The organism is Cupriavidus sp. 22TCCZM01-5 (genome assembly GCF_057798915.1).
This window is the reverse complement of the sequence record NZ_JBYOJR010000041.1, coordinates 1-19404: the sequence shown is the minus strand read 5'-3', so window position 1 is coordinate 19404 and position 19404 is coordinate 1. Positions and strand designations below refer to the sequence as shown.

Genomic DNA, 19404 nt, shown 5'->3' with positions numbered 1-19404 from the left:
AGGGGAGAGCAGCCGCTTACTTGGGCTGCATGCGGATCGCGCCGTCGAGCCGGATCACTTCGCCGTTGAGCATGGTGTTGCCGATGATGGCCTGGGCCAGCTTGGCGTATTCGGCTGGGCGGCCGAGGCGCGGCGGGAAGGGCACCATCTTGCCGAGCGCGTCCTGGACCTCCGGCGGCATGCCCAGCAGCATCGGCGTCTCGAACAGGCCGGGGGCGATCGTCACGCAGCGCACGCCGTCGCGCGACAGGTCGCGCGCGATGGCCAGAGTCATGCCGACCACGCCGCCCTTCGAGGCCGCATAGGCGGCTTGCCCGATCTGGCCATCGAAGGCCGCGACCGAGGCGGTGTTGATGATCACGCCACGTTCGCCTTCGGCGTCGGGCGTGTTCTGCACCATGGCCGCCGCGGCCAGACGGATCATATTGAAGGTGCCGACCAGGTTGACGCGGATGGTCTTGTCGAAGGCGTCGAGCGGATGCGGGCCGTTCTTGCCCACGGTCTTGCTGGCGACGGCGATGCCGGCGCAGTTGACCAGCCCGGCCACGCGGCCCAGTGCCAGCGCGGCGGCCACGACGGCCTGGCCGTCGGCTTCGGAGGCCACGTCGCACTTGACGAAGGCGCCGCCCAGCTCCTGCGCGAGCGCGGTGCCCGCGGCCTCGTTCAGGTCGGCGATGACCACCTTGCCGCCTGCCTCGGCAATCATGCGTGCGGTGCCGGCGCCCAGGCCCGATGCGCCGCCCGTGACGATGAATACATTGCCCTGGATGTCCATCTGCTGTCTCCTCTGTGGCCAGTCGCGTTGGCGACTGCCGTTTACGTAAACGTCAATTCTCGCGCTATTGTACGGAGCCATGAGTGGCTGGCAAGAGGGAAAGCCATGCATCGCGAAGAAACAAAAAAAGCGACCCGGAGGTCGCTTTTTTTTGCGGTCTTTATGCCGAAGCTTACTTGAGGGCTTCGAACACGCGTGCGGTGATGCTGTCGACGTCGCCCACGCCCGCGATCTTGCGGTACTTGGGCGGGGCCACCTTGGCAGCGGGGTCGCCCTTGGCGGCCCAGTCCGAGTAGTAGTCCACCAGCGGGCGGGTTTGCTGCGAGTAGACGTCCAGGCGCTTGCGCACGGTCTCTTCCTTGTCGTCGTCGCGCTGGATCAGCGCCTCGCCGGTCTCGTCGTCGATGCCCTCGACCTTGGGCGGGTTGTACTTGACGTGGTAGGTGCGGCCCGATGCCACGTGCACGCGGCGGCCGCTCATGCGCTCGATGATGGCGTCGAACGGCACGTCGATTTCCAGCACGTAGTCGATCGCGACGCCGGCTTCCTTCATCGCCTCGGCCTGCGGAATGGTGCGCGGGAAGCCGTCGAACAGGTAGCCGTTCTTGCAGTCGGCTTCCTTCAGGCGGTCCTTGACCAGGCCGATGATGATGTCATCCGACACCAGTCCGCCCGCATCCATGACCTTCTTGGCTTCGACGCCCAGCGGCGTGCCGGCCTTCACCGCGGCGCGCAGCATGTCGCCCGTGGAGATTTGCGGAATGCCGAACTTCTCGCAGATGAACTTGGCTTGCGTGCCTTTGCCGGCGCCAGGCGCACCCAACAGGATCAAACGCATTTACGGGTCCTCAGAGTTTTGAATCTGGTGTGGCGGGAGATGAGAACGAGGGTAACGCCGTAACTTGACGCAGGACTTACTGCGCGCGCTTGGATCAGGTCACGTGGTCGGCCGGTGCGGCGCTGCGGGGGAAACGCGGCGCGGGTCACCGGACGGGCTCTATCTTTATCTCCCCACCGAGCCTTGGCCGGCCGGTGCATTCTGGTGCACCATTCCGACGGCTCTGTATCGTCAAGCATTATGCCATGAGGCGGCAGGAATCCGGCCCGAAATCGAGCCGATTCCATGGTTGCAACAGTATGAACCCCAACGCAAAGGCCATGTCACGCAACAAAGTGCTCAGGGGCCTTCTTGCGCCATGCCTTGCGCCCACAGTGCGCGCACGCGTTCCAGATCGGCCAGGGTATCGACGCCGGGTGCCGGCGCGGCCGCCGTTTCCAGCACCGCGATACGCTCGCCATGCCACATCGCGCGCAGCTGCTCCAGGGCCTCGGTCTGCTCCAGCGGTGCCGCCGCCAGCGTCGGGAAGCGGCGCAGGAAGCCGGCGCGGTACGCATACAGGCCGATATGGCGCAGCACCGGCATGGGCGGCAGCGGCACCTGGGCAAGCGAGGCGGGCACCGCGGGCACGCCGGCCCAGTCGTCGCGCGACCACGGAATCGGCGCGCGCGAGAAGTACAGCGCACGGCCGGCGGCATCGCACACCACCTTGACCACGTTCGGGTTGAAGACCTCGGCGACGTCGTGCAGCGGATGCGCGGCGGTCGCGATCGCGCAGTCGGGATGATGCGCGAGGTGAAGCGCGACCTCATCGATCAGTTGCGGGTCGATCAGCGGCTCGTCACCCTGCACGTTGACGACAATGGCGTCGTCGGGCAGCGCGAGCTTTGCCGCGACTTCGGCCAGGCGGTCCGTGCCCGAAGGGTGGTCGGCGCGCGTCAGAACGGCGTCGATCCCGTGCGCGGCGCAGGCTTGCGCCACCGCCGGAGCATCGGTGGCGACCACGGTACGCCGCGCCGACGACGCGTGCGCGCGTTCGGCCACGCGCACGATCATCGGCCGTCCGCCGATATCGGCCAGCGGCTTGTCCGGCAGGCGCGTGGATGCCAGCCGAGCGGGAATGACAACGGTGAAGTCCGGGATGCTCATGATGCGCGCCTCAGTCGGCGCTTGGCTTGGCCGGGTCGATCACGCGGCCCGGCACCGACTGGCGGGCCTCATCGGCCAGCATGACGGGGATGCCGTCGCGGATCGGGTAGGCGAGCTTGTCGGCGTGGCAGATCAGTTCCTGCGCGGCGCGGTCGTATTCCAGCTTGCCCTTGCACAGGGGGCAGACCAGGATTTCAAGCAGCCGGTTGTCCATCTTGGTGTTCCTTGTTGAGGCCGGGGGCGCCGCCCGATGCGGGCGCCGCGGCAGTCGTCGGCGCCGCGACGCGCGCCTGCACGGCGCGGCGAATCTTGTCGATCAGGCCCGCGTCGATCACGGGCGTGGTGGGCACGACCCAGATGCGCGGGTCGTCGAATCGCTCGCATTTTACGGCATCCTTCTCGGTGATCAGGATGACGTCGGCGTCGAGCGCGTCGGGGTTGCCGGCGAACGGGTCGTCGGCGAAATCGTAGTGGTCGGGCAGCGGCAGCGTCTTCGGGCTCAGGCCGGCACCGCGCAGGCTCGCGAAGAAGCGCTCCGGGTTGCCGATGCCGGCCGCGGCCAGGACACGGCGTCCGGCAAAGGTGCCGACTGGCAGCGCCATGGCCGGATCGTTGAGCCGCCAGGCCTCGTCCAGCTCCAGGCGCATGCCGTAGACATCGGGCCGGTCCGGCGTGGCGCGGAAGTTCGGATCATTGATCAGCGTTGCGTCGCGCGGGCGCGACAGCGGCTCGCGCAGGGGGCCGGCGGGCAGCATCAGGCCGTTGCCGCCCATGCGGGAGTCGAACATCACGATTTCGAAGTCGCGCTGCAGCCGGTAGTGCTGCAGGCCGTCGTCGAGCAGCAGCACATTGACGCCGGGGTGCGATACCAGCATGGCCTGCGCGCACAGCGCGCGGTCGGGAAAGACCCAGACCGGCACGTCGGCGGCGCGCGCGATCAGCAGCGGTTCGTCGCCGACGTCCGACGCCTTCGAGGTCGGCTTGACCCGGCGCGGATGCTTGAGCGTGACCCCATAGCCGCGCGACACCACGCCCGGACGCAGGCCGGCCTCGGTCAGCGCCTGCGCCAGCGCGATCACGGCCGGCGTCTTGCCGGTGCCGCCCACGGTCACGTTGCCGACCACGATCACGGGCATCGGCAGCCGCGTGGACTTGAACCAGCCGCGCAGGTAGCCGTGGCGGCGCACGCGTGCGATCAGGCCGAACAGCAGCGAAAACGGCAGCATCACCCACGCGAACCAGCCCCGGCGCTGCCACTGGGCGGTCACGAAATCGGCAAGGGCATGGCGCGGAACGGACATGGGAGGGCAGGGCGAAGGGTTGGTTGGCTGGCGCGGCGGCCGGCCGGACGCGCACATTATGGGCATTGCCCTGCGCATGCGGCAACCCCGGGCCCGGCGCCGTGCCGGTGCCCGAGCCCTGCGGAGGTCAGCGCGGCTGCGCGCTTTGCGTCGAGAAGGTCAGGCGCGACAGTCCGGCCAGGCGCGCGGCTTCCATCACGTTGACGACGGCCTGGTGCGTGGCCTGGGCATCGGCGTTGACGATGACCACCGGCGGCTGGCCGCCCGACGCGGGACCGGCCGCGGCGCGCAACTGGTCCGCCAGGCTGGTCACGTCCTTCTGCTCCATCACATGCTTGTTGACGGAATAGATGCCGCGCGAAGACACCGATACGACGATCTCCTGGGGGCGCTGTTGCGCGTGCTCGGCATCGGCGGTCGGGAGCTGGATCTGCAGCTCGGTGTAGCGCGAGTAGGTGGTCGTGATCATCAGGAAGATCAGGATCACGAGCAGTACGTCGATGAGCGGAATCAGGTTGATTTCCGGCTCTTCGCGCCGCTGGCGGGAACGGAATTGCATGGCGTTTCCTGCCTGTTCCGGTGCTTAGCCGCGCCGCTGCGGCAGGATGGCGTCCAGGAACGCCGTGGCGCGGAATTCCAGTTCGGCCACGTAGTCGTCCACGCGGCGGCGGAAATAGCGCCAGAAAATCAGTGCCGGGATCGCCACGATCAGGCCGAAGGCGGTGTTGTACAGCGCTACCGAGATACCGTGAGCGAGCTGCTCGGGATTGGCGCCCGTGCCGCCCTGGCTGCCAAAGATCTCGATCATGCCGATGACGGTGCCGAGCAGGCCCATCAGCGGGGCGACCGAAGCGATGGTGCCCAGCGCGTTCAGGTAGCGCTCCAGGTCATGGGCAACCACGCGACCGGCTTCCTCCACGACTTCCTTGGCGGCGTCGCGCGAAGTCTGCGGCTGCAGCACCACGTGGCGCAGTCCGGCCGCAAGGACGCGGCCTAGCGGCGAACTCTGTTCCAGCGTATTGACCACTTCCGGCGTGGCGCGGCGCTGCTGCGCGGCCGAGAGCGCTTCTTCGTAGAGGCGGGTCGGAAGCACCTTGCTGCGCTTGAGGGTAAGGAAGCGCTCCACGATCAGTGCCAGCGCAAGAACCGAAGCGAGCAGCAGCGGCCAGATCGGCCAGCCGGCCGCTTGAATGATCGAAAACAATTGGACCCCCGAATCGACAACCAAACACGACAAGAAAACGACCGGCTTTATATGGCAGGCCTTGGATACGCGCACACCGGGTCTCTGCACGCAGCGGCACTGCTCCGAAAATCAGGCAGCACTCTAACCCGCGCCATGGCGCGCGGCAAGACGCTGGCAACGGGTGTCTCGGCCGCGCATCGGTGCGGTGACGCACACTTTCCACAGCGAGGCGGGACAGTATTGTGGATGGATTGTGGAAACCAGCCGGACAAGCAGGCTAAGTTATTGATCCGAAAGGGTAAAGATGGCGCTGCCTGTTTTTTGTGCAGATCGGGTCTCACCGCCTTTATTTGGCTGTGGATAGCCTTTCGCAGGCATCGGGAGGGGTTTACCCGCTGCTTTCCACATGACTACGGGACAGGATTGTGGACGGCCTGTGGAAATTGTTCTGAGAAGGAAGCTAAGTCATTGATTTCAATGGGAGGATGCATCTCTGCCTAAAAAATGGGCAATGTGGCGCGCAGCAGCCCGCGGCATCCGCCGCCAAAGTCCTGGCCGATGTCGGTCTTTTTCCACACACCACAAGGAGAGCATTGTGGACGGGCTGTGGACAACCCTTGGAGATCGATCCTAACTCCTTGATTTATCAGGGGGTGCCGGCCATTGCCCGCAAAATAGGCAAGGGTACCGTGCAAAGGGCATGAAACAGGCTTGTGGCCCTTGGGATTCATCTCCCGGACCGGCTTGACGACATCGCACCGGCGCAGGCGACTAACGCTGTACATTCTCAGCGCTTGTGCCTAATGAATCTCTTTTATCCAGAGTTCCTGTGGATAACTTTGTGAACAAGCCCCGGGGTGCCGCCTGTAAGTGATTGACGCGTAAGGAAATTGGTTACATTGCCTAATTTTTGTTGCGCTCCGAAAATTCATAAGAATCAAAGGCTTGTACCTACTCATGCGGATTCCGGCAGGGGTTGGCGACAACATATCTCCCCTCTTGACATAGCCGTTATGCTGTGGACATGTCCAACCCACGCCGCATGCACGGCGACGCCCCATGCCCGAGCCGCAGAACTTTTCGCGTGACTTGCCTTCCATGCCCGCCCGAAACCCGCGCGAAGCGATTCCGGTCGGCGAACTGAACCATGCGATCGCGACCATGCTTGAGCGTGGTTTTCCGTTGACCTGGGTACGGGGCGAGATTTCCAACCTGACCCGGGCGGCCAGCGGCCACTGGTATTTCTCGCTCAAGGACGCGCGTGCGCAGATTCGCTGCGTGATGTTCCGCGGGCGCAACCAGCATGTCGACTTCACGCCGCGCGAAGGCGAGGCGGTGGAAGTGCGTGCCGTGGTTACGCTTTACGAAGCGCGCGGCGACCTGCAGCTTGGCGTCGAGGCAATGCGCCGTGCCGGCCTCGGCAATCTTTACGAAGCGTTCCTGCGCCTGAAGGAAAAACTGGCACAGGCAGGACTGTTCGCGCTCGAGCGCAAGCGGCCCGTGCCCGCGCACCCGCGCGCGATCGGCATCGTCACATCGCTGCAGGCGGCCGCGCTGCGCGATGTGCTGACCACGCTGCGCCGGCGCGCGCCGCACGTGCCGGTGATGGTCTATCCGGCGCCGGTGCAGGGCGCCGGCGCCGCGCAGAAGATTGCCGACATGCTCGATCAGGCCTCTGCCCGGCGCGAGTGCGACGTGATCATCCTGTGCCGCGGCGGCGGCAGTATCGAAGACCTGTGGTCGTTCAACGAAGAGGTGGTGGCGCACGCCATCGCGCGCAGCGCGGTGCCGGTGATCTCGGGCGTGGGCCATGAAACCGACTTCACCATCGCCGATTTCGTGGCCGACGTGCGCGCGCCCACGCCCACCGGCGCGGCGGAACTGGTCAGCCCGGACCGCGGGCACCTGCTGGCGCTGACGCGCCGGGCCGGGGACGCATTGGCGCAGTCGATGCGCCGCGAGCTGGACCGGCGCGCGCAGCACCTGGACTGGCTCGCGCGCCGGCTGCGCAGCCCGCAGGCGCAACTGCAGGAGCGGCGCGCGCGCGTCGACAATCTGGCGCGACACTTGCGTTCGGCATTGCGGGAGACCGTGGTGGCACAGCGCCACCGCCAGCAAGTGCTGGCGATGCGCTGGACCGCCTGCCGGCCCGACACGGCCGCGGCGAGCGCGGACGTCGCGCGGTTGTCGCAGCGCATGCAGGCCGCGGCGGCCCGCCAGCAGGAGCGGCAGGCGCAGCGCCTGGCACGCGTCGCGGGCGCGCTTGAACTGCTGGCGCCGCAACGTACGCTGGAGCGCGGCTATGCCGTGCTGCTCGACCAGCGTGGCCGCGCCCTGCGTTCGCCGGCCGAACTGCGTGCGGGCAGTGTCGTGGAGGCCCACCTTGCCGAAGGCGTGGCCGACCTTGCCATTGCCGCCGTGCAGGCCAAGCTGGGCGGATTCTGAGCAGGCTGCCCGCGCCGGCGCGGACAAACTAACATGACCCCAGGGGGCTTTGCGCCGCGGTTTGCGTGGGTCTTGCAAGTCTCCTACAATCGGCAATTCCCCGACCACAACCCCAACCCACAGAGACAGAACAATGGAACACAAGCTCCCCCCGCTGCCGTACGCGCATGATGCCCTGGCTCCGCACATCTCCAAGGAGACGCTGGAGTTCCACCATGACAAGCATCACCAGACCTACGTCACCAACCTGAACAACCTCATCAAGGGCACCGAGTTCGAGAACGCGACCCTGGAAGAGATCACCAAGAAGTCGTCCGGCGGCATCTTCAACAACGCCGCCCAGGTGTGGAACCACACCTTCTACTGGGACTCGATGAAGCCCAACGGCGGCGGCCAGCCGACCGGCGCCCTGGCTGACGCCATCAACGCCAAGTGGGGCTCGTTCGACAAGTTCAAGGAAGAATTCACCAAGACCGCCGTCGGCACCTTCGGTTCGGGCTGGGCCTGGCTGGTCAAGAAGGCCGACGGCTCGCTGGACCTGGTGTCGACCTCGAACGCCGCCACGCCGCTGACCACCGACGCCAAGCCGCTGCTGACCTGCGACGTGTGGGAACACGCCTACTACATCGACTACCGCAATGCCCGTCCGAAGTACGTCGAGGCATTCTGGAACGTCGTGAACTGGGACTTCGCCAGCAAGAACTTCGCCGGCTGATCCGTTTCAGCGCCGATGTGAAAAAGGGCCCGCCGGGCCCTTTTTTCATGGGCGCATCGTTTCGACTCCGCGACACGCGCAGGGCAGATCCGGTTGCCGTTTCTTTCCGTCGCGGGGAAAGAGTTACTGACGATACGAACGGGTGCCGAGCGGGGGCGGGCAGGAATGAACGTTGCTCACACGGATGTCAGGGAACCCCATCGACTTTCGCGGAGTCCGCATCATGCCCGAATTCAAGTCCAGGCTGACCGACTACCACTACGGCGGCCATAGCGCGGTGAGCAATGATCGCGGCCGGTTCGCTGCCGCAGAGGTGACGCCGGCCAGTCACGACAATCACACGATCCAGCCTTATGTCCCGTGTGGCGGGAACGAGCCGGCCGGGGTCGAACGCTATGGCATGTATGGCGTGGCAGCGGGGCGGCCGGCCAATGAAGCTTTCGCCAGCCGTGCCTATGCCGAGCCCGTATCCGGACGCTATGACGGGGACGGCTTGCGCACCGCGGAGCGGGTGAGCGAAGCCAGACTGCTCGAGCGGTTCGAGGTGGAAATCGCCGATATAGTCGACCCGGGCATTGTCAAAGCCGGAATCGAAACGGCGGTTTGCACGCTGCGCGGCACGGTACGCGATGCCGCCACCCGGATTCGCATCGAAGCGATTGCCGGCCAATGTCTTCCGGAGTACGCCATACACAGCGAACTGCTGACATCGACGCCGCCACAGGCCGCAAGCGATTGACGGCGCCATGCATGTCGTCGCCGGCCGCACCGCCTGATTCGCCATGAAGCCGCATATCCAGAAATCGCGCCGTGCTCTGCGCAAAGACGAGCCGCATGGCCGCAGCCGCTTCTACATGCAGCTGCTCGTCTTGCTGTGCGTGCTGGGGTTCGTGTACCTGCTGATCGTTCTGTACCCGCGCGGCGCGTGGTAATGCAGCGTGGTAATGCGGTCAGCGAATGCGGCCAGCGATCAGCCGCATATCGCGTCATGCAGTATCTTCAATAGCCGCTCGGTTTGCCGGATGCGCGACTGTTCGAACTGGTAGGCATCATGGTCCCCATCGGCCTTCGCCTGCGATGCGCGGATGCGCGCCAGCGCGAGGCCTTCCTTTTGCGTGCGCATCGCGGCAAACAGGGCGTGCTCGGCGGCCTTGTCCTCGGTCGCGGCCAGGGTCATGCCGCTGAATGCGTGTCCGGTATGGCAGCGAAAGCGCAGCGGGTGCGTATCGCGGAGCTGCCACATCGCCCCGCCGCATTCGGGACAGGTGATGGCCGCGCGCATGGCAATGCGGTCCAGGTCTTCAACGCCGCCCTCTGGACTGCCTGCGGTGGCGGCCTCGGTTCGCAGTGCGTCCATGTCTTTCTCCCACTGGTGTTGACCTCCGCCGGCATGAAGCAGGCCCGCAATGGCTTCCCCGATTTCGCGGGGTTCTGCTACGGCATCGGCACCGGCGGCCTCCATTGCCGCGCGCGGCATGGATGACGCTTCCGCATTGCACGGGTGCTGGATCAGCGTGCGTCCGCCAAAGGCGCGCACAAATGCCAGGCCCGCAGCCCCGTCATCGAGATCGCCGCTGAGGATCACGCCGATCACACGCGGTCCGAACGCAACCGCCGCGGAGCGGAACAGCGGATCGATCGCAGGCCGGCTGTGGTTCTCCTGGGCGCCGTGCGAGAGTTCGATCTCTTTCGCCGTGACAAGCATGTGGTAGTCGGGGGGCGCCACGTAGATGTGGCCGGCATGCCAGGTTTCCCCATGGCGCGGATATGACGCGGGCAGCTTTCCCCACCGCGCCAGCAGGCTTGGCAGCTGAGACTGGTGCTTGCCTACATGCAGGACGATGAAGACGGCGGCATCGAGATCCGCCGGCAGAGCGGCCACGAGGTCCCGCAGCACAGCGAAGGCGCCGCGCGAACCGCCGATCACCACGATATTTCGGGTCATTGAAGCTCCTGCAACCCCGCCTGCCACGCAGTGGATATGCCATGCAGGCGGTCACGAACCGGGTGCGCCGCTGGGCCGTGTCCGGAGTTCACGGTGCTTTACTGGCTGGTCGCGTCCCCGTCGCCTTCGCCGCCATTGATCTCGTTGGCCGTCTTGCGGTTGTCTATCGGCCTGCGCGGGTCTGGTTTGGCAGCGTTGCCCGAGGTCTCATCGTCGACCAGGCCGTTGCCTTCCCCGGTGACCCTGACTTCGATCGTCTCCGGTGTTGGCGGGGCTTCTTCCCCGGACGTATGGTTGCCTGAGGCCACGGCCTTGACGGGCATTGCTGGCTCCCGGATATCGGTAAGGGCGGTTTGGCTAACCGGTAACTTTGTCGCCGAAGCCGCCAGCGCGTAGTAGTGCGGAATGCGTTGCAGCGCCCATGCGGACGCCGCCTGGCGGATCTCGGTGCGGTTGCCGCGAAAGCGCCGGGTTTCGGTGAACGCATGGGGCAGGCCAGCCCGCGCTTCCAGGCGGATCAGCCACGCAAAGCATTGCGTGCCCGGGGGAGTGCCGTCCGGCGCACCATCATCGGCCACGCCGGTATTGGCGATGGCGACGTTGGCCCCGCTGAGCCTCATCACGCCACGCGCCATGGCCAGCGACACAGCTTCGCTGGTCAGCCCGTGCCGGCGGATGAGCGTGGCGCTCACGCCCAGGATCTGCGTCTTGGCATCGGGCGAGTAGGCCACGACGGCGCACTTCAGCGTGCTGCCGCAGCCAGGCACATCGGCGATATGCGAAGCAATCAGCCCGGCCGTGCATGACTCGGCCGTGGCAAGGCGCAATCCGCGCCGCTGCAGGAAGCGGGCGGTTTCCTCGATCGGATCCATGGCATGTTCCGCTGGGCTATACGTCCCCTTCGCAGCAAGCTTCACGCCAGAACTGCCTGGGCTGCGCGAGCCGGCGGGCAGTCAGCCCCGGATCTGGCGCGGATCATGGCCGAACGAGCTGCGGCTGCGAATCTGGCCGTCCCGGCCGTGGATGAACAGCTCACTTTTGCTCTGCCTTGCCATCTCGGTGGCAACCTCGATCGCATCTTCCTGGGTTGCAAACAGCTTCCTGCTGGCGGGGTTGCTGGCTTCCTCGACGGCCCAGCCTTGCAGTGCCGGCACGACATGCACATCCATGGACTTCATTTCCGGTACCTCCGGTTTGCCCGTTCCCCTTGAGTTATTCATCGGCAGGCGGGCCGAGGCAATCGGCGCGTGTCTGACAACGGCGTAGGCGAAACGCGTACGAGAATGCAGGTGCCCGCGGCCTGCGGCGGCCAGCGAGCCGTAAAGATCCACCCGAGGCCTCCCACCGCGGTGCGCGCTATTGCGCCCCGTACGGAAAGCCGAACTGCGCGCTCATCCGGTCAAGCCGCGCGCGCATGCGGGCCAGGTCGGCAGCGAGCTGGCGTGCCATGAAAGGCAGCGGGCCGGACTGCATGTCGGTCCCGGCGGTGGCCATGGGCGCGGCGGGCGATGGCGCCCGCCCGGTTTCGAGCGCCTCGGCCATCGACAGCAGCGCAGGCTCGATGCCCGGGTCTTCGCCCTCGCGCATGCCCGTTTCGTGTTCGATCGCGGCCATGAGTTCCAGCGCGCTGATGCAGACGCGCGCGGCGTGCTGGGTCTCTTCGAACTCTGCTGCCGGCACGCCGGTCTCCTTGGCCACGGAGGGAATCAGCCCGCGCAGGGGAATCAGTGTCGTGCCGAGGTCGAGCATGGCCTTGCGCTGTTCCGCGGCATCGGCAAAGCCGCTCTGCATCTTGTGGTGGACCGCTGCGCTGGCCCGCAGCAGCGCGGCCAGCCGGATGCGCCAGGCATAGGAGGCATGGGCGGGCAACGCGAACGAGAACACGAGCGCGATCGCGGTGCCGATAAAGACATCGACGGTGCGCCAGAGCGCGTCATAGACGTTCTGGTTGCCATGGCCGGCGGTGATGACCACGGTGATCGCCGCGAGCAGGGCGATATAGCCACCCTTGCCAATGGCGTGGTACGCGCAGTAGCCGCAAATGATGGCCATCAGCAAGTACGTCAGCAGCGGCATGCCGACATACGATTGCTGCACGATCAGCGCCAGGCCCGCCAGCGCGCCGATCAGCGTGCCCAGCCCGCGCTCGGCCGCGCGGCGCCGGATATTGCCGTGGTGCTGCAGCCCGCCGATCACCACCAGCACCGTGATGGTGGCCCACTCGCCGTGCGGGATGTCGATGCCAGTGGTCAGCGCGATCGATGCCAGCAGCGCGAATGCGACGCGTATCGCGTGGAACTGCCTGGCCTGACGGAAGCGAAGGTTCGTGTCGAACAGCACATCGGTGGTCTTGCGCAGGAGATCGAGCATGATCGCGTGGCGGCTGGGGGCGAATGCCCAGTGTACGTCACGTTGCGCGGCCACGAGCGACGCGTTTGCGTTGGCGGCCAGTGCCGGATGCGAGGTCCCGGGCGCTAGCGCAGGGGCACGGGGCTTCTTACTCTTTCATCCATGCCTGGTTGCGCCACGACACGATTTCATTGGGTGGCGCTGCACCGCCCGGCGCGCCGCCCTTGCGGTACGCGAGCGTAAACAGCACCAGCGAAGTGCGGCGCGACGAGTACCGGTCGCGTAGCGGCATGCCGGACCTTACCGGCCACCAGTGCGGGGGCAGCCGTCCGGCGCTGGCGTAGGCCAGGCCGCAGTATCCCCAGCCGGCCGATGACAGCTGCCACAGCCAGCGGAATCCTTCATTGGGAGGGCGGGAGCGTACGCGCATGCAGTTTCCTCCCTGCAGGACGGCTGGCGCGTTAGTGCGTTACGGCTGGCCGGCATGCCGGCCAGCCGCGCTCACGGGAGGCGGGCAGGGCGCTTTGTCGCGGCGACAGCGCTGCCTCGAATCCGTACCTGCCAACATAGCATCTGGTGGCGGCGCAGGGGAAGTTTCCTACCAAGGCGCAACGTGCCGCGTACGCTTCACACGAGCGACGAATCGTCGTCGAAGAAGCCACCGTCGTCGAGTCCGCCGGACAGCCCGCCGTCGTCCAGGAAGCCGTTTGCCGAGGCTGCATTGCGGTTGCCGGACAAGGCCGGGTCGTCGTTGCCGAAGTAGTTGTTGACGATGGTAGTGTCGCTCGCTGCCTGGCCCGTGCCCGACTGGCCGAGAAAGCCGCTGCCGCTGTTGTGGTGGAACAGGTTCTCGATACCCTGGAACAGGAACGCGCCGCCCGCCACGCCGGCGGCGGTGGTCGCAATGCTACCCAGCGTGCTGCCAAGCCCGCCGCTGAGGAAGCCCGGGCGTGGCGCCTGGACTGGCACCCCCTGCGGCATGGGTTGCGGCATCGATTGCGGCATCGATTGCGGCATCGGTTGCGGCACGGCGGCGGCCGGTGCGGGCGGCATCTGCGCTGGGGTGTGGCCCCATGCGTTCTGCGCGTTGATGAAGCTGCCGGTGCCGGCGCCATTCCCCGCGTTGGCCTGTGCGGCGGCGAGCTGCCCCTGCAGCGATGCGACCTGCGCCTGCGCCGAGGCGAGCGCCTGGTCGAGCAGCATGGCGCGCTGGACCAGCAGGTAGGCCGCGTCAGGCTGCCGGGCCACGGCGTCGGCAATGAGCTGTTGCGCCTGCGGGTCCTTGGCGCCGGCACGGGCCTGCGTGAGCTGGGTCAGAAAGGCTTCGAGTGCCTGCAATTCCTGGGGGGCCATCAGATCTCTCCTGTCCGGACTGTCCGGTGCTTGAGTACGCAGGCAGTCTATGGCGCGAGACTTAAGCGAAACTTAAGACCAGGCGAACCGGCCTTTCAGGCTGCGCCCGTGAAGGCGCGCCACAGCATCAGGCCGGCTGCCGCCATGCTCACCAGTGCGAACAAGCGTTGCAGCCGGGCCGGGGGCGCCGCCGCTACGAAGCGCCTGCCCGCCAGCATCGCTGCCACCGCACCCAGCGCAAAGGGCAGGGCCATGCCCCAGTCCACACGGCCCCGGGCGGCAGCTGCGGTGATGGCCCCCGCCGAAACCAGCGCGATGACTGCCAGCGATGTCGCCAGAATGCTGCGCGCGGTCAGGTCGGTATAGCGTCGCAAGGCCGGCACGATGACAAAGCCGCCGCCCACGCCGAGTAGCCCGCTGAGCAAGCCGGACAGCGCGCCGATGGCGGCAAGCGCCCGTGCGCACGGACGCGTCCAGCGCAGCCGGCCTTGCTGCGGGTGCAGTACGCACGGTGGACGCACTGCGCCGGGCGCGGCCGTGCCGGCCCGGCGCAAGGTGCGCCACGCATTCAGCGCCAGCACCAGTGCGAACGCCGTCATCAGCGGCGGATTTGGCAGCCGCCCCGCCAGCGCCACGCCGAGCGGGGCCACGGTCATGCCGAGCACGCCGATCAGCGCCGCCGCGCGATAGCGCACGATGCCGTCGCGCAGTCCGAGTCCGGCGCCCACCGCGGCCGACATCCCTACTGCGATCAATCCCATCGGGGCGGCCTGGGCGACGTCAAGGTTCAGGCCGAACACCAGCATCGGCACGGCCAGGATGCCGCCGCCGGCACCCGTGGCGGCCAGGATGGCACCGATGACTGCGCCGAGCGCGGCGGTCAGGAGCGAGGCTTCCATCGCGGCTACCCGGTCACTTCCGGCCGCACCAGCCACTCGCGGCCCTTGAGCATGCCCTCCCAATACAGCGCGGGCAGGACGTTGGCCTTGAGCATCCAGGCAGCGCGCGAAGGGCGCGTGCCGTCGATGAACCATTTGGGAAATGTCGGCCTGACCTTGCCGCCATAGACGAACTCGGCCAGCACGATCTTGCCGCGCTCGACCGTGAGCGGGCATGAGCCATAGCCGTCGTAGCGTGCCAGGCCCTGCGCGCGGCCCAGGCTGGCCAGCACATTGTGCGCGACGATCGGAGCCTGCTTGCGCGCGGCTGCCGCGGTCTTGGCGTTGCTGGTGTTGGTCGCGTCGCCCAGCGCCCAGATGTTCGCAAAGGCCGCATGACGCAGCGTGGCCGGATCCACGTTGATCCAGCCGGCGGCGTCTGCGAGCGGACTGGCCTTGATGAAGCCGGGCGCGCTTTGCGGCGGCACGACGTGGATCATGTCGAAATCTTCTTCCACGCTCTGCGTGGTGCCGTCCGCCATGGTGCGCACGAAGCGCGCACGCCGGCGCACGCCGTCGATGGCCGTCAGGCGGTGCTGCAGGCGCAGGTCGATGCCGTAAGCCTGCACATAGGACATCAGCGCCGGTACATAGTCGGCCACGCCGAACAGCGCTGCACCTGCGTTGAGAAAGCTGACGCGCGTGGCATCCAGAGTGCCCTGGCGCCGCCAGGCGTCGCAGGCCAGGTACATCGCCTTCTGCGGCGCGCCGGCACACTTGATCGGCATCGGCGGCTGGGTGAAGAGCGCCTTGCCGCCGCGCAGTTCGCTGACGAGCTGCCATGTGTAGGGCGCCAGGTCGAAGCGGTAGTTGGACGTTACGCCATTGCGGCCCAGCGCCTGCGCCAGGCCCTCGATGCCGTCCCAGTCAAGCTGCAGGCCCGGGCATACGACGAGCTGCTCGTAGCGCACGATGCGCGCGTCGTCGAGCCGGACCTCGTTGCGCTCGGGATCGAACGCCGCCACGGCGGCGCGGAGCCAGCGTGCCTGCGGCGGAATGCAGTCCGACATCGCGCGCACGGTGGTGCCGGCCTTGAACACGCCGCCGCCCACCATGGTCCAGCCGGGCTGGTAGTAGTGGTGCTGCGCTGGGTCGATCAGCGCAATGTCCAGCCCGGGCTCGCGCGCGAGCAGGCTGGCGGCCACGGCAATGCCGGCGGCACCGGCGCCGACGATGACCACGCGGTGGGTGCTGTCGATGACCTTGCCGGCAGGGGCATGGCCGGGTTGCCCGCCGGGCGTGGCCGGGCGGGGATCTTGGGGGCGAGGATCCATGATTGGGGGCGTTCCTTGGGGTGAGTGCTGCCCGCCGCGGTCAGGCGGCGGAGGAGATGCGGCCGGGCCGCGGCGGCTTCAGACCGCGTCGAGGGGAATCTTCAGGTAGCGCACGCCGTTGTCCTCGGGCTCGGGCAAGTGGCCGGCGCGCATATTGACCTGGACCGAGGGCAGCATCAGCGCGGGCATGCCCAGCGTGGCATCGCGCTGCGTGCGCATGGCGACGAAATCGTCCTCGGTCACGCCGTCGTGGACATGCAGGTTGCCGCGGCGCTGGTCGGCCACGGTGGAGCGGAAACGCAGCTCGCGGCCGCCGGGCTGGTAGTCATGGCACAGAAAGAGTTCGGTCTGCGGCGGCAGCGACAGGATGCGCTGAATCGAGCGGTACAGCGTGCGCGCGTCGCCGCCAGGAAAATCGCAGCGGGCGGTGCCGTAGTCGGGCATGAACAGTGTGTCGCCGACAAAGGCGGCTTGCCGGCTGCCGTCGCTGACGAGATAGGTCAGGCACGCGGGCGTATGTCCCGGCGTGGACAGCACGGTGACCTCGAGCTCGCCGATGCGCAGGCGGTCGCCGTCGGCCAGCAAGCGGTTGAACTGGCTGCCGTCGCGCGCAAAGGCAGTGCCGGCGTTGAACATCTTGCCGAACACGGTCTGCACGGTCGTGATGTGGGCGCCGATGGCCGTCATGCCGCCCAGCCGGGCCTGCAGATAGGGCGCCGCGGAGAGATGGTCGGCATGGACATGGGTCTCGAGAATCCACGCGACCGTGGCGCCGAGCGCCTGTACCCGCGCGATCAGCCGGTCGGCGCTCGCGGTGCTGGTGCGCCCGGCGCTGGCGTCATAGTCGAGCACGCTGTCGATGACGGCGCACTGGCGCGAGGCCTCGTCGAGCACGAGATAGCTGACGGTGCTGGTGCGAGGGTCGAAGAAGCCTTCGACGGCAAGGCTGGGGGCGGATGGGGTCAGTTGTGCTGCCACGATTGTCTGCCAGTTGATGTTCTGGGCAGGGGAAGATCAATTTTCGTGCCTGCTGCGCCGCTTGTTGCGCGGGAAGGGCGGGTTCCTCCAGAAAAATCAACGGGAAAGAGATGCCCGGGACCCGCGTGGAGCACCGCCTCGATCGCGCCCCTATGGCATACTCCTCTGCCATTTGGCAGTAATTGGCAGTTCATGACAGTGGGCTGCCCATCATGATGGCGCCCCCGAGGACTCTTCCTTCCACCGGCAATACCCCGGCCCAGGCCGATGCAATGCGTCCGCTGATCGCCTTCCTCGAACATGAGGCGCAGCCGATGATCGTGCTCGATCCCGACTACAACATCGTCGCGGCCAATGCCGCCTACCAGCGGCAGTTCGCGCGCAACGGGACCCAGTACGTGGGCAGGAAGTGCTACCAGGTTTCGCACCAGTACGACGTGCCGTGCGACCGGGCCGGCGAACACTGCCCGATGCAGAAGGCGCGCGAAACCCTTGGCACGGATCGCGTCCTGCATGTTCACCACACGCCGCGCGGCCCCGAGCATGTCGATGTCGAGCTTCGGCCCATTGTGGGCGCCGACGGCGCGATCGTCGCCTTTGTCGAGCGGCTCAACACCGTCAGGAGCGCGTCGGCGCGCGTCAGCGAGGACGGCCTGGTCGGGCGCTCGCCGGCGTTCAACGCGGTGCTCGAACAACTGCATCGCGTGGCGCCGTCCGCGCTGCCCGTGCTGCTGCAGGGGGAGTCCGGCACCGGCAAGGAGATGTTCGCGCGCGCCCTGCACGACGCCAGCGACCGCGCGGACGGCCCGTTCGTGGTGGTGGACTGCTCGGGCCTGTCGGAGACGCTGTTCGAGAGCGAACTGTTCGGCTACGAGAAGGGCGCGTTCACCGGTGCGCAAGCGCGCAAGCCCGGCCTTGTCGAAACCGCGCAGCATGGCACGCTGTTCCTCGACGAGATCGGCGACGTGCCCCTGGCCATGCAGGTGAAGCTGCTGCGGCTGATCGAGTCGCGCACGTTCCGCCGCGTGGGCGGACTGGAAACGCATGCCGCCGACTTCCGCCTGGTGGCGGCCACGCACAAGCCGCTGCAGCAGATGGTGGCGCAGGGCACGTTCCGGCAAGACCTGCTGTATCGCATCAACGCCTTTCCGATTCATCTGCCGGCCTTGCGCGAGCGGCCGCAGGACATCCCGCTGCTGGCGCAGGCACTGCTGCGGCGTGCGCTGCCGGCCAACCGTACCCTGCGCATTGACGACGAGGCCGCGGCACGGCTGTGCGCGCATGCGTGGCCGGGCAATATCCGCGAGCTGCGCAACGTGCTGGAGCGGGCCATGCTGTTCGCCGATGACGGGGTGATCCGTGTCAGGGATCTCCCGCCGGAACTGGCGCAAGGCCCGCTCACGCCGGCACGCACGGATCTGCCGGGCGATGCCGCGTGGCACGGCCGGATGCGCTGGCCCGACGATGCGGCGCTGCGCACGCTGGCGCTGGAATTCCCGGGCACGCGCAAGGCCCTGGCGGCCTATCTGGGTTGCAGCGAACGCACGCTGTACCGGCGGCTGCGGGCGCTGGGGCTGGCCTGAACGCCGGCCTGGAGTTCACGCAGCCCTCGCTGGTGCTCAACGACCTGGCGGCGCTGGTGGAGCGCATCAAGCTGCTGCAGGAAGAGATCGCCGCCAAGCTCAACGAACAGACCAACCGCACGCTGTTCACGCTGACGCTGGTGACCGTGCTGGCGTTGCCGATCAATATCGTGGCGGGCTTTTTCGGCATGAACGTCGGCGGCATCCCGCTGGCAGAACATCCGCACGGCTTCTGGATACTTGTGGCCCTCGTGGCCACGTTTACGGTACTGGCGGGCCGCTGGGCATTCCGCAAGGAGGGGGCGTAGCGCGGGCTGGCCTGGGTGGGGGGGCTCTTGGCGGGCGCCGCTGTTTCGCCGGCGTAGCCGGCGAGTCACTTTTTGTCCGAGCGACAAAAAGTAACCAAAAAGCGCGTTTACTTGCCCTAGCGGGCGAATATTGATCGTAGTGTGCTGCGGGTGTTGTACGGGGATGGGCTTCAGAGTGTGCCCGGCTGCCTGCCGCATGGTGCACGTCCGTGGGCAGGATTAGAGCGCTGATTGAACGAGCCCCGAAACTGTCCGTGGTCCCTGCTG

Annotated in this window: 21 protein-coding genes and 1 pseudogene; 6 read left to right on the top strand and 16 right to left on the bottom strand. The window is 67.1% G+C overall.

Annotation, left to right across the window (positions count from 1 at the left end; all coding sequences use genetic code 11):
- Positions 1-16 precede the first annotated feature (16 nt).
- The 7 genes from AC3FNH_RS28160 to AC3FNH_RS28130 form a co-directional block, all read right to left on the bottom strand.
- Positions 17-775, bottom strand: a complete 759-nt coding sequence (locus AC3FNH_RS28160) for a 3-hydroxyacyl-CoA dehydrogenase (protein ID WP_488722406.1) — start codon at positions 773-775, stop codon at positions 17-19.
- Positions 776-947: 172 nt separating this feature from the next.
- Positions 948-1613 (bottom strand): adenylate kinase, encoded by a 666-nt coding sequence (adk, locus tag AC3FNH_RS28155; RefSeq protein ID WP_276099606.1) that lies wholly within the window; start codon positions 1611-1613, stop codon positions 948-950.
- 339 nt (positions 1614-1952) lie between these two features.
- Positions 1953-2762 carry a 3-deoxy-manno-octulosonate cytidylyltransferase gene (gene kdsB / locus AC3FNH_RS28150; RefSeq protein ID WP_276099607.1) on the bottom strand — a complete coding sequence of 270 codons (810 nt, stop codon included), beginning with the start codon at positions 2760-2762 and terminating at the stop codon, positions 1953-1955.
- Positions 2763-2772: 10 nt separating this feature from the next.
- Positions 2773-2976, bottom strand: a complete 204-nt coding sequence (locus AC3FNH_RS28145) for a Trm112 family protein (RefSeq protein WP_276099608.1) — start codon at positions 2974-2976, stop codon at positions 2773-2775.
- Positions 2957-4063, bottom strand: a complete 1107-nt coding sequence (gene lpxK, locus AC3FNH_RS28140; RefSeq protein WP_488722405.1) for a tetraacyldisaccharide 4'-kinase — start codon at positions 4061-4063, stop codon at positions 2957-2959. Before lpxK ends, AC3FNH_RS28145 begins: the two co-directional genes overlap by 20 nt.
- Before the next feature lie 127 nt (positions 4064-4190).
- Complete coding sequence (locus tag AC3FNH_RS28135; RefSeq protein WP_276099610.1) at positions 4191-4622, bottom strand: ExbD/TolR family protein; 432 nt, start codon at positions 4620-4622, stop codon at positions 4191-4193.
- Positions 4623-4646: 24 nt separating this feature from the next.
- The gene (locus AC3FNH_RS28130) at positions 4647-5267 is read right to left on the bottom strand and encodes a MotA/TolQ/ExbB proton channel family protein (protein WP_276099611.1); all 621 of its coding nucleotides are present in this window, start codon (positions 5265-5267) and stop codon (positions 4647-4649) included.
- Positions 5268-6308: 1041 nt separating this feature from the next.
- Between AC3FNH_RS28130 and xseA the strand changes: the two genes are divergently transcribed.
- The 4 genes from xseA to AC3FNH_RS28110 all read left to right on the top strand — a co-directional run bounded on the left by xseA (position 6309) and on the right by AC3FNH_RS28110 (position 9341).
- The gene (gene xseA / locus AC3FNH_RS28125) at positions 6309-7694 is read left to right on the top strand and encodes an exodeoxyribonuclease VII large subunit (protein ID WP_276099612.1); all 1386 of its coding nucleotides are present in this window, start codon (positions 6309-6311) and stop codon (positions 7692-7694) included.
- 133 nt (positions 7695-7827) lie between these two features.
- Positions 7828-8409, top strand: coding sequence for a superoxide dismutase [Fe] (sodB, locus tag AC3FNH_RS28120; protein ID WP_276099613.1), 582 nt, complete (start codon positions 7828-7830; stop codon positions 8407-8409).
- 223 nt (positions 8410-8632) lie between these two features.
- Complete coding sequence (locus AC3FNH_RS28115) at positions 8633-9148, top strand: hypothetical protein (RefSeq protein ID WP_488722404.1); 516 nt, start codon at positions 8633-8635, stop codon at positions 9146-9148.
- 43 nt (positions 9149-9191) lie between these two features.
- Entirely contained in the window at positions 9192-9341 is a 150-nt protein-coding gene (locus AC3FNH_RS28110) for a hypothetical protein (RefSeq protein WP_276099615.1), read from the top strand.
- A 38-nt stretch (positions 9342-9379) separates the two neighbouring features.
- On the opposite strand, the gene AC3FNH_RS28105 is transcribed toward AC3FNH_RS28110, so the two are convergent.
- The 9 genes from AC3FNH_RS28105 to AC3FNH_RS28065 all read right to left on the bottom strand — a co-directional run bounded on the left by AC3FNH_RS28105 (position 9380) and on the right by AC3FNH_RS28065 (position 17234).
- Entirely contained in the window at positions 9380-10354 is a 975-nt protein-coding gene (locus AC3FNH_RS28105; protein WP_488722403.1) for a chemotaxis protein CheB, read from the bottom strand.
- Between the two features lie 98 nt (positions 10355-10452).
- Positions 10453-11226: a CinA family protein gene (locus tag AC3FNH_RS28100; RefSeq protein ID WP_346348600.1), complete on the bottom strand. Its 774-nt coding sequence runs from the start codon at positions 11224-11226 to the stop codon at positions 10453-10455.
- An 81-nt stretch (positions 11227-11307) separates the two neighbouring features.
- The gene (locus AC3FNH_RS28095; RefSeq protein ID WP_488722402.1) at positions 11308-11685 is read right to left on the bottom strand and encodes a DUF2188 domain-containing protein; all 378 of its coding nucleotides are present in this window, start codon (positions 11683-11685) and stop codon (positions 11308-11310) included.
- A gap of 25 nt (positions 11686-11710) precedes the next feature.
- Entirely contained in the window at positions 11711-12724 is a 1014-nt protein-coding gene (locus AC3FNH_RS28090; RefSeq protein WP_488722401.1) for an FUSC family protein, read from the bottom strand.
- A gap of 127 nt (positions 12725-12851) precedes the next feature.
- A complete protein-coding gene (locus tag AC3FNH_RS28085; protein WP_488722400.1) occupies positions 12852-13133 on the bottom strand; it encodes a hypothetical protein in 282 nt (93 codons plus the stop codon).
- A gap of 197 nt (positions 13134-13330) precedes the next feature.
- Positions 13331-14056 (bottom strand): DUF2076 domain-containing protein, encoded by a 726-nt coding sequence (locus tag AC3FNH_RS28080; RefSeq protein ID WP_488722399.1) that lies wholly within the window; start codon positions 14054-14056, stop codon positions 13331-13333.
- Between the two features lie 95 nt (positions 14057-14151).
- A complete protein-coding gene (locus AC3FNH_RS28075) occupies positions 14152-14955 on the bottom strand; it encodes a sulfite exporter TauE/SafE family protein (protein WP_488722398.1) in 804 nt (267 codons plus the stop codon).
- Between the two features lie 5 nt (positions 14956-14960).
- On the bottom strand, positions 14961-16268 hold the full coding sequence (locus AC3FNH_RS28070; protein ID WP_488722397.1) for an NAD(P)/FAD-dependent oxidoreductase: 1308 nt from the start codon (positions 16266-16268) through the stop codon (positions 14961-14963).
- A 78-nt stretch (positions 16269-16346) separates the two neighbouring features.
- Positions 16347-17234 carry an MBL fold metallo-hydrolase gene (locus AC3FNH_RS28065; protein ID WP_488722430.1) on the bottom strand — a complete coding sequence of 296 codons (888 nt, stop codon included), beginning with the start codon at positions 17232-17234 and terminating at the stop codon, positions 16347-16349.
- A gap of 284 nt (positions 17235-17518) precedes the next feature.
- Between AC3FNH_RS28065 and AC3FNH_RS28060 the strand changes: the two genes are divergently transcribed.
- Both AC3FNH_RS28060 and AC3FNH_RS28055 read left to right on the top strand, forming a co-directional pair.
- On the top strand, positions 17519-18829 hold the full coding sequence (locus tag AC3FNH_RS28060) for a sigma-54 interaction domain-containing protein (RefSeq protein WP_488722429.1): 1311 nt from the start codon (positions 17519-17521) through the stop codon (positions 18827-18829).
- A 26-nt stretch (positions 18830-18855) separates the two neighbouring features.
- Positions 18856-19137, top strand: a pseudogene (locus tag AC3FNH_RS28055) (CorA family divalent cation transporter); the annotation flags it as partial.
- Positions 19138-19404: the final 267 nt, after the last annotated feature.

What these genes read in the sequence shown, in the direction of transcription:
- AC3FNH_RS28160 (WP_488722406.1), bottom strand. Translation starts at nt 775, where the DNA reads ATGGACATCCAGGGCAATGTATTCATCGTCACGGGCGGCGCATCGGGC.
- adk (WP_276099606.1), bottom strand. Translation starts at nt 1,613, where the DNA reads ATGCGTTTGATCCTGTTGGGTGCGCCTGGCGCCGGCAAAGGCACGCAA.
- kdsB (WP_276099607.1), bottom strand. Translation starts at nt 2,762, where the DNA reads ATGAGCATCCCGGACTTCACCGTTGTCATTCCCGCTCGGCTGGCATCC.
- AC3FNH_RS28145 (WP_276099608.1), bottom strand. Translation starts at nt 2,976, where the DNA reads ATGGACAACCGGCTGCTTGAAATCCTGGTCTGCCCCCTGTGCAAGGGC.
- lpxK (WP_488722405.1), bottom strand. Translation starts at nt 4,063, where the DNA reads ATGTCCGTTCCGCGCCATGCCCTTGCCGATTTCGTGACCGCCCAGTGG.
- AC3FNH_RS28135 (WP_276099610.1), bottom strand. Translation starts at nt 4,622, where the DNA reads ATGCAATTCCGTTCCCGCCAGCGGCGCGAAGAGCCGGAAATCAACCTG.
- xseA (WP_276099612.1), top strand. Translation starts at nt 6,309, where the DNA reads ATGCCCGAGCCGCAGAACTTTTCGCGTGACTTGCCTTCCATGCCCGCC.
- sodB (WP_276099613.1), top strand. Translation starts at nt 7,828, where the DNA reads ATGGAACACAAGCTCCCCCCGCTGCCGTACGCGCATGATGCCCTGGCT.
- AC3FNH_RS28115 (WP_488722404.1), top strand. Translation starts at nt 8,633, where the DNA reads ATGCCCGAATTCAAGTCCAGGCTGACCGACTACCACTACGGCGGCCAT.
- AC3FNH_RS28110 (WP_276099615.1), top strand. Translation starts at nt 9,192, where the DNA reads ATGAAGCCGCATATCCAGAAATCGCGCCGTGCTCTGCGCAAAGACGAG.
- AC3FNH_RS28105 (WP_488722403.1), bottom strand. Translation starts at nt 10,354, where the DNA reads ATGACCCGAAATATCGTGGTGATCGGCGGTTCGCGCGGCGCCTTCGCT.
- AC3FNH_RS28100 (WP_346348600.1), bottom strand. Translation starts at nt 11,226, where the DNA reads ATGGATCCGATCGAGGAAACCGCCCGCTTCCTGCAGCGGCGCGGATTG.
- AC3FNH_RS28090 (WP_488722401.1), bottom strand. Translation starts at nt 12,724, where the DNA reads ATGCTCGATCTCCTGCGCAAGACCACCGATGTGCTGTTCGACACGAAC.
- AC3FNH_RS28085 (WP_488722400.1), bottom strand. Translation starts at nt 13,133, where the DNA reads ATGCGCGTACGCTCCCGCCCTCCCAATGAAGGATTCCGCTGGCTGTGG.
- AC3FNH_RS28080 (WP_488722399.1), bottom strand. Translation starts at nt 14,056, where the DNA reads ATGGCCCCCCAGGAATTGCAGGCACTCGAAGCCTTTCTGACCCAGCTC.
- AC3FNH_RS28075 (WP_488722398.1), bottom strand. Translation starts at nt 14,955, where the DNA reads ATGGAAGCCTCGCTCCTGACCGCCGCGCTCGGCGCAGTCATCGGTGCC.
- AC3FNH_RS28070 (WP_488722397.1), bottom strand. Translation starts at nt 16,268, where the DNA reads ATGGATCCTCGCCCCCAAGATCCCCGCCCGGCCACGCCCGGCGGGCAA.
- AC3FNH_RS28060 (WP_488722429.1), top strand. Translation starts at nt 17,519, where the DNA reads ATGCGTCCGCTGATCGCCTTCCTCGAACATGAGGCGCAGCCGATGATC.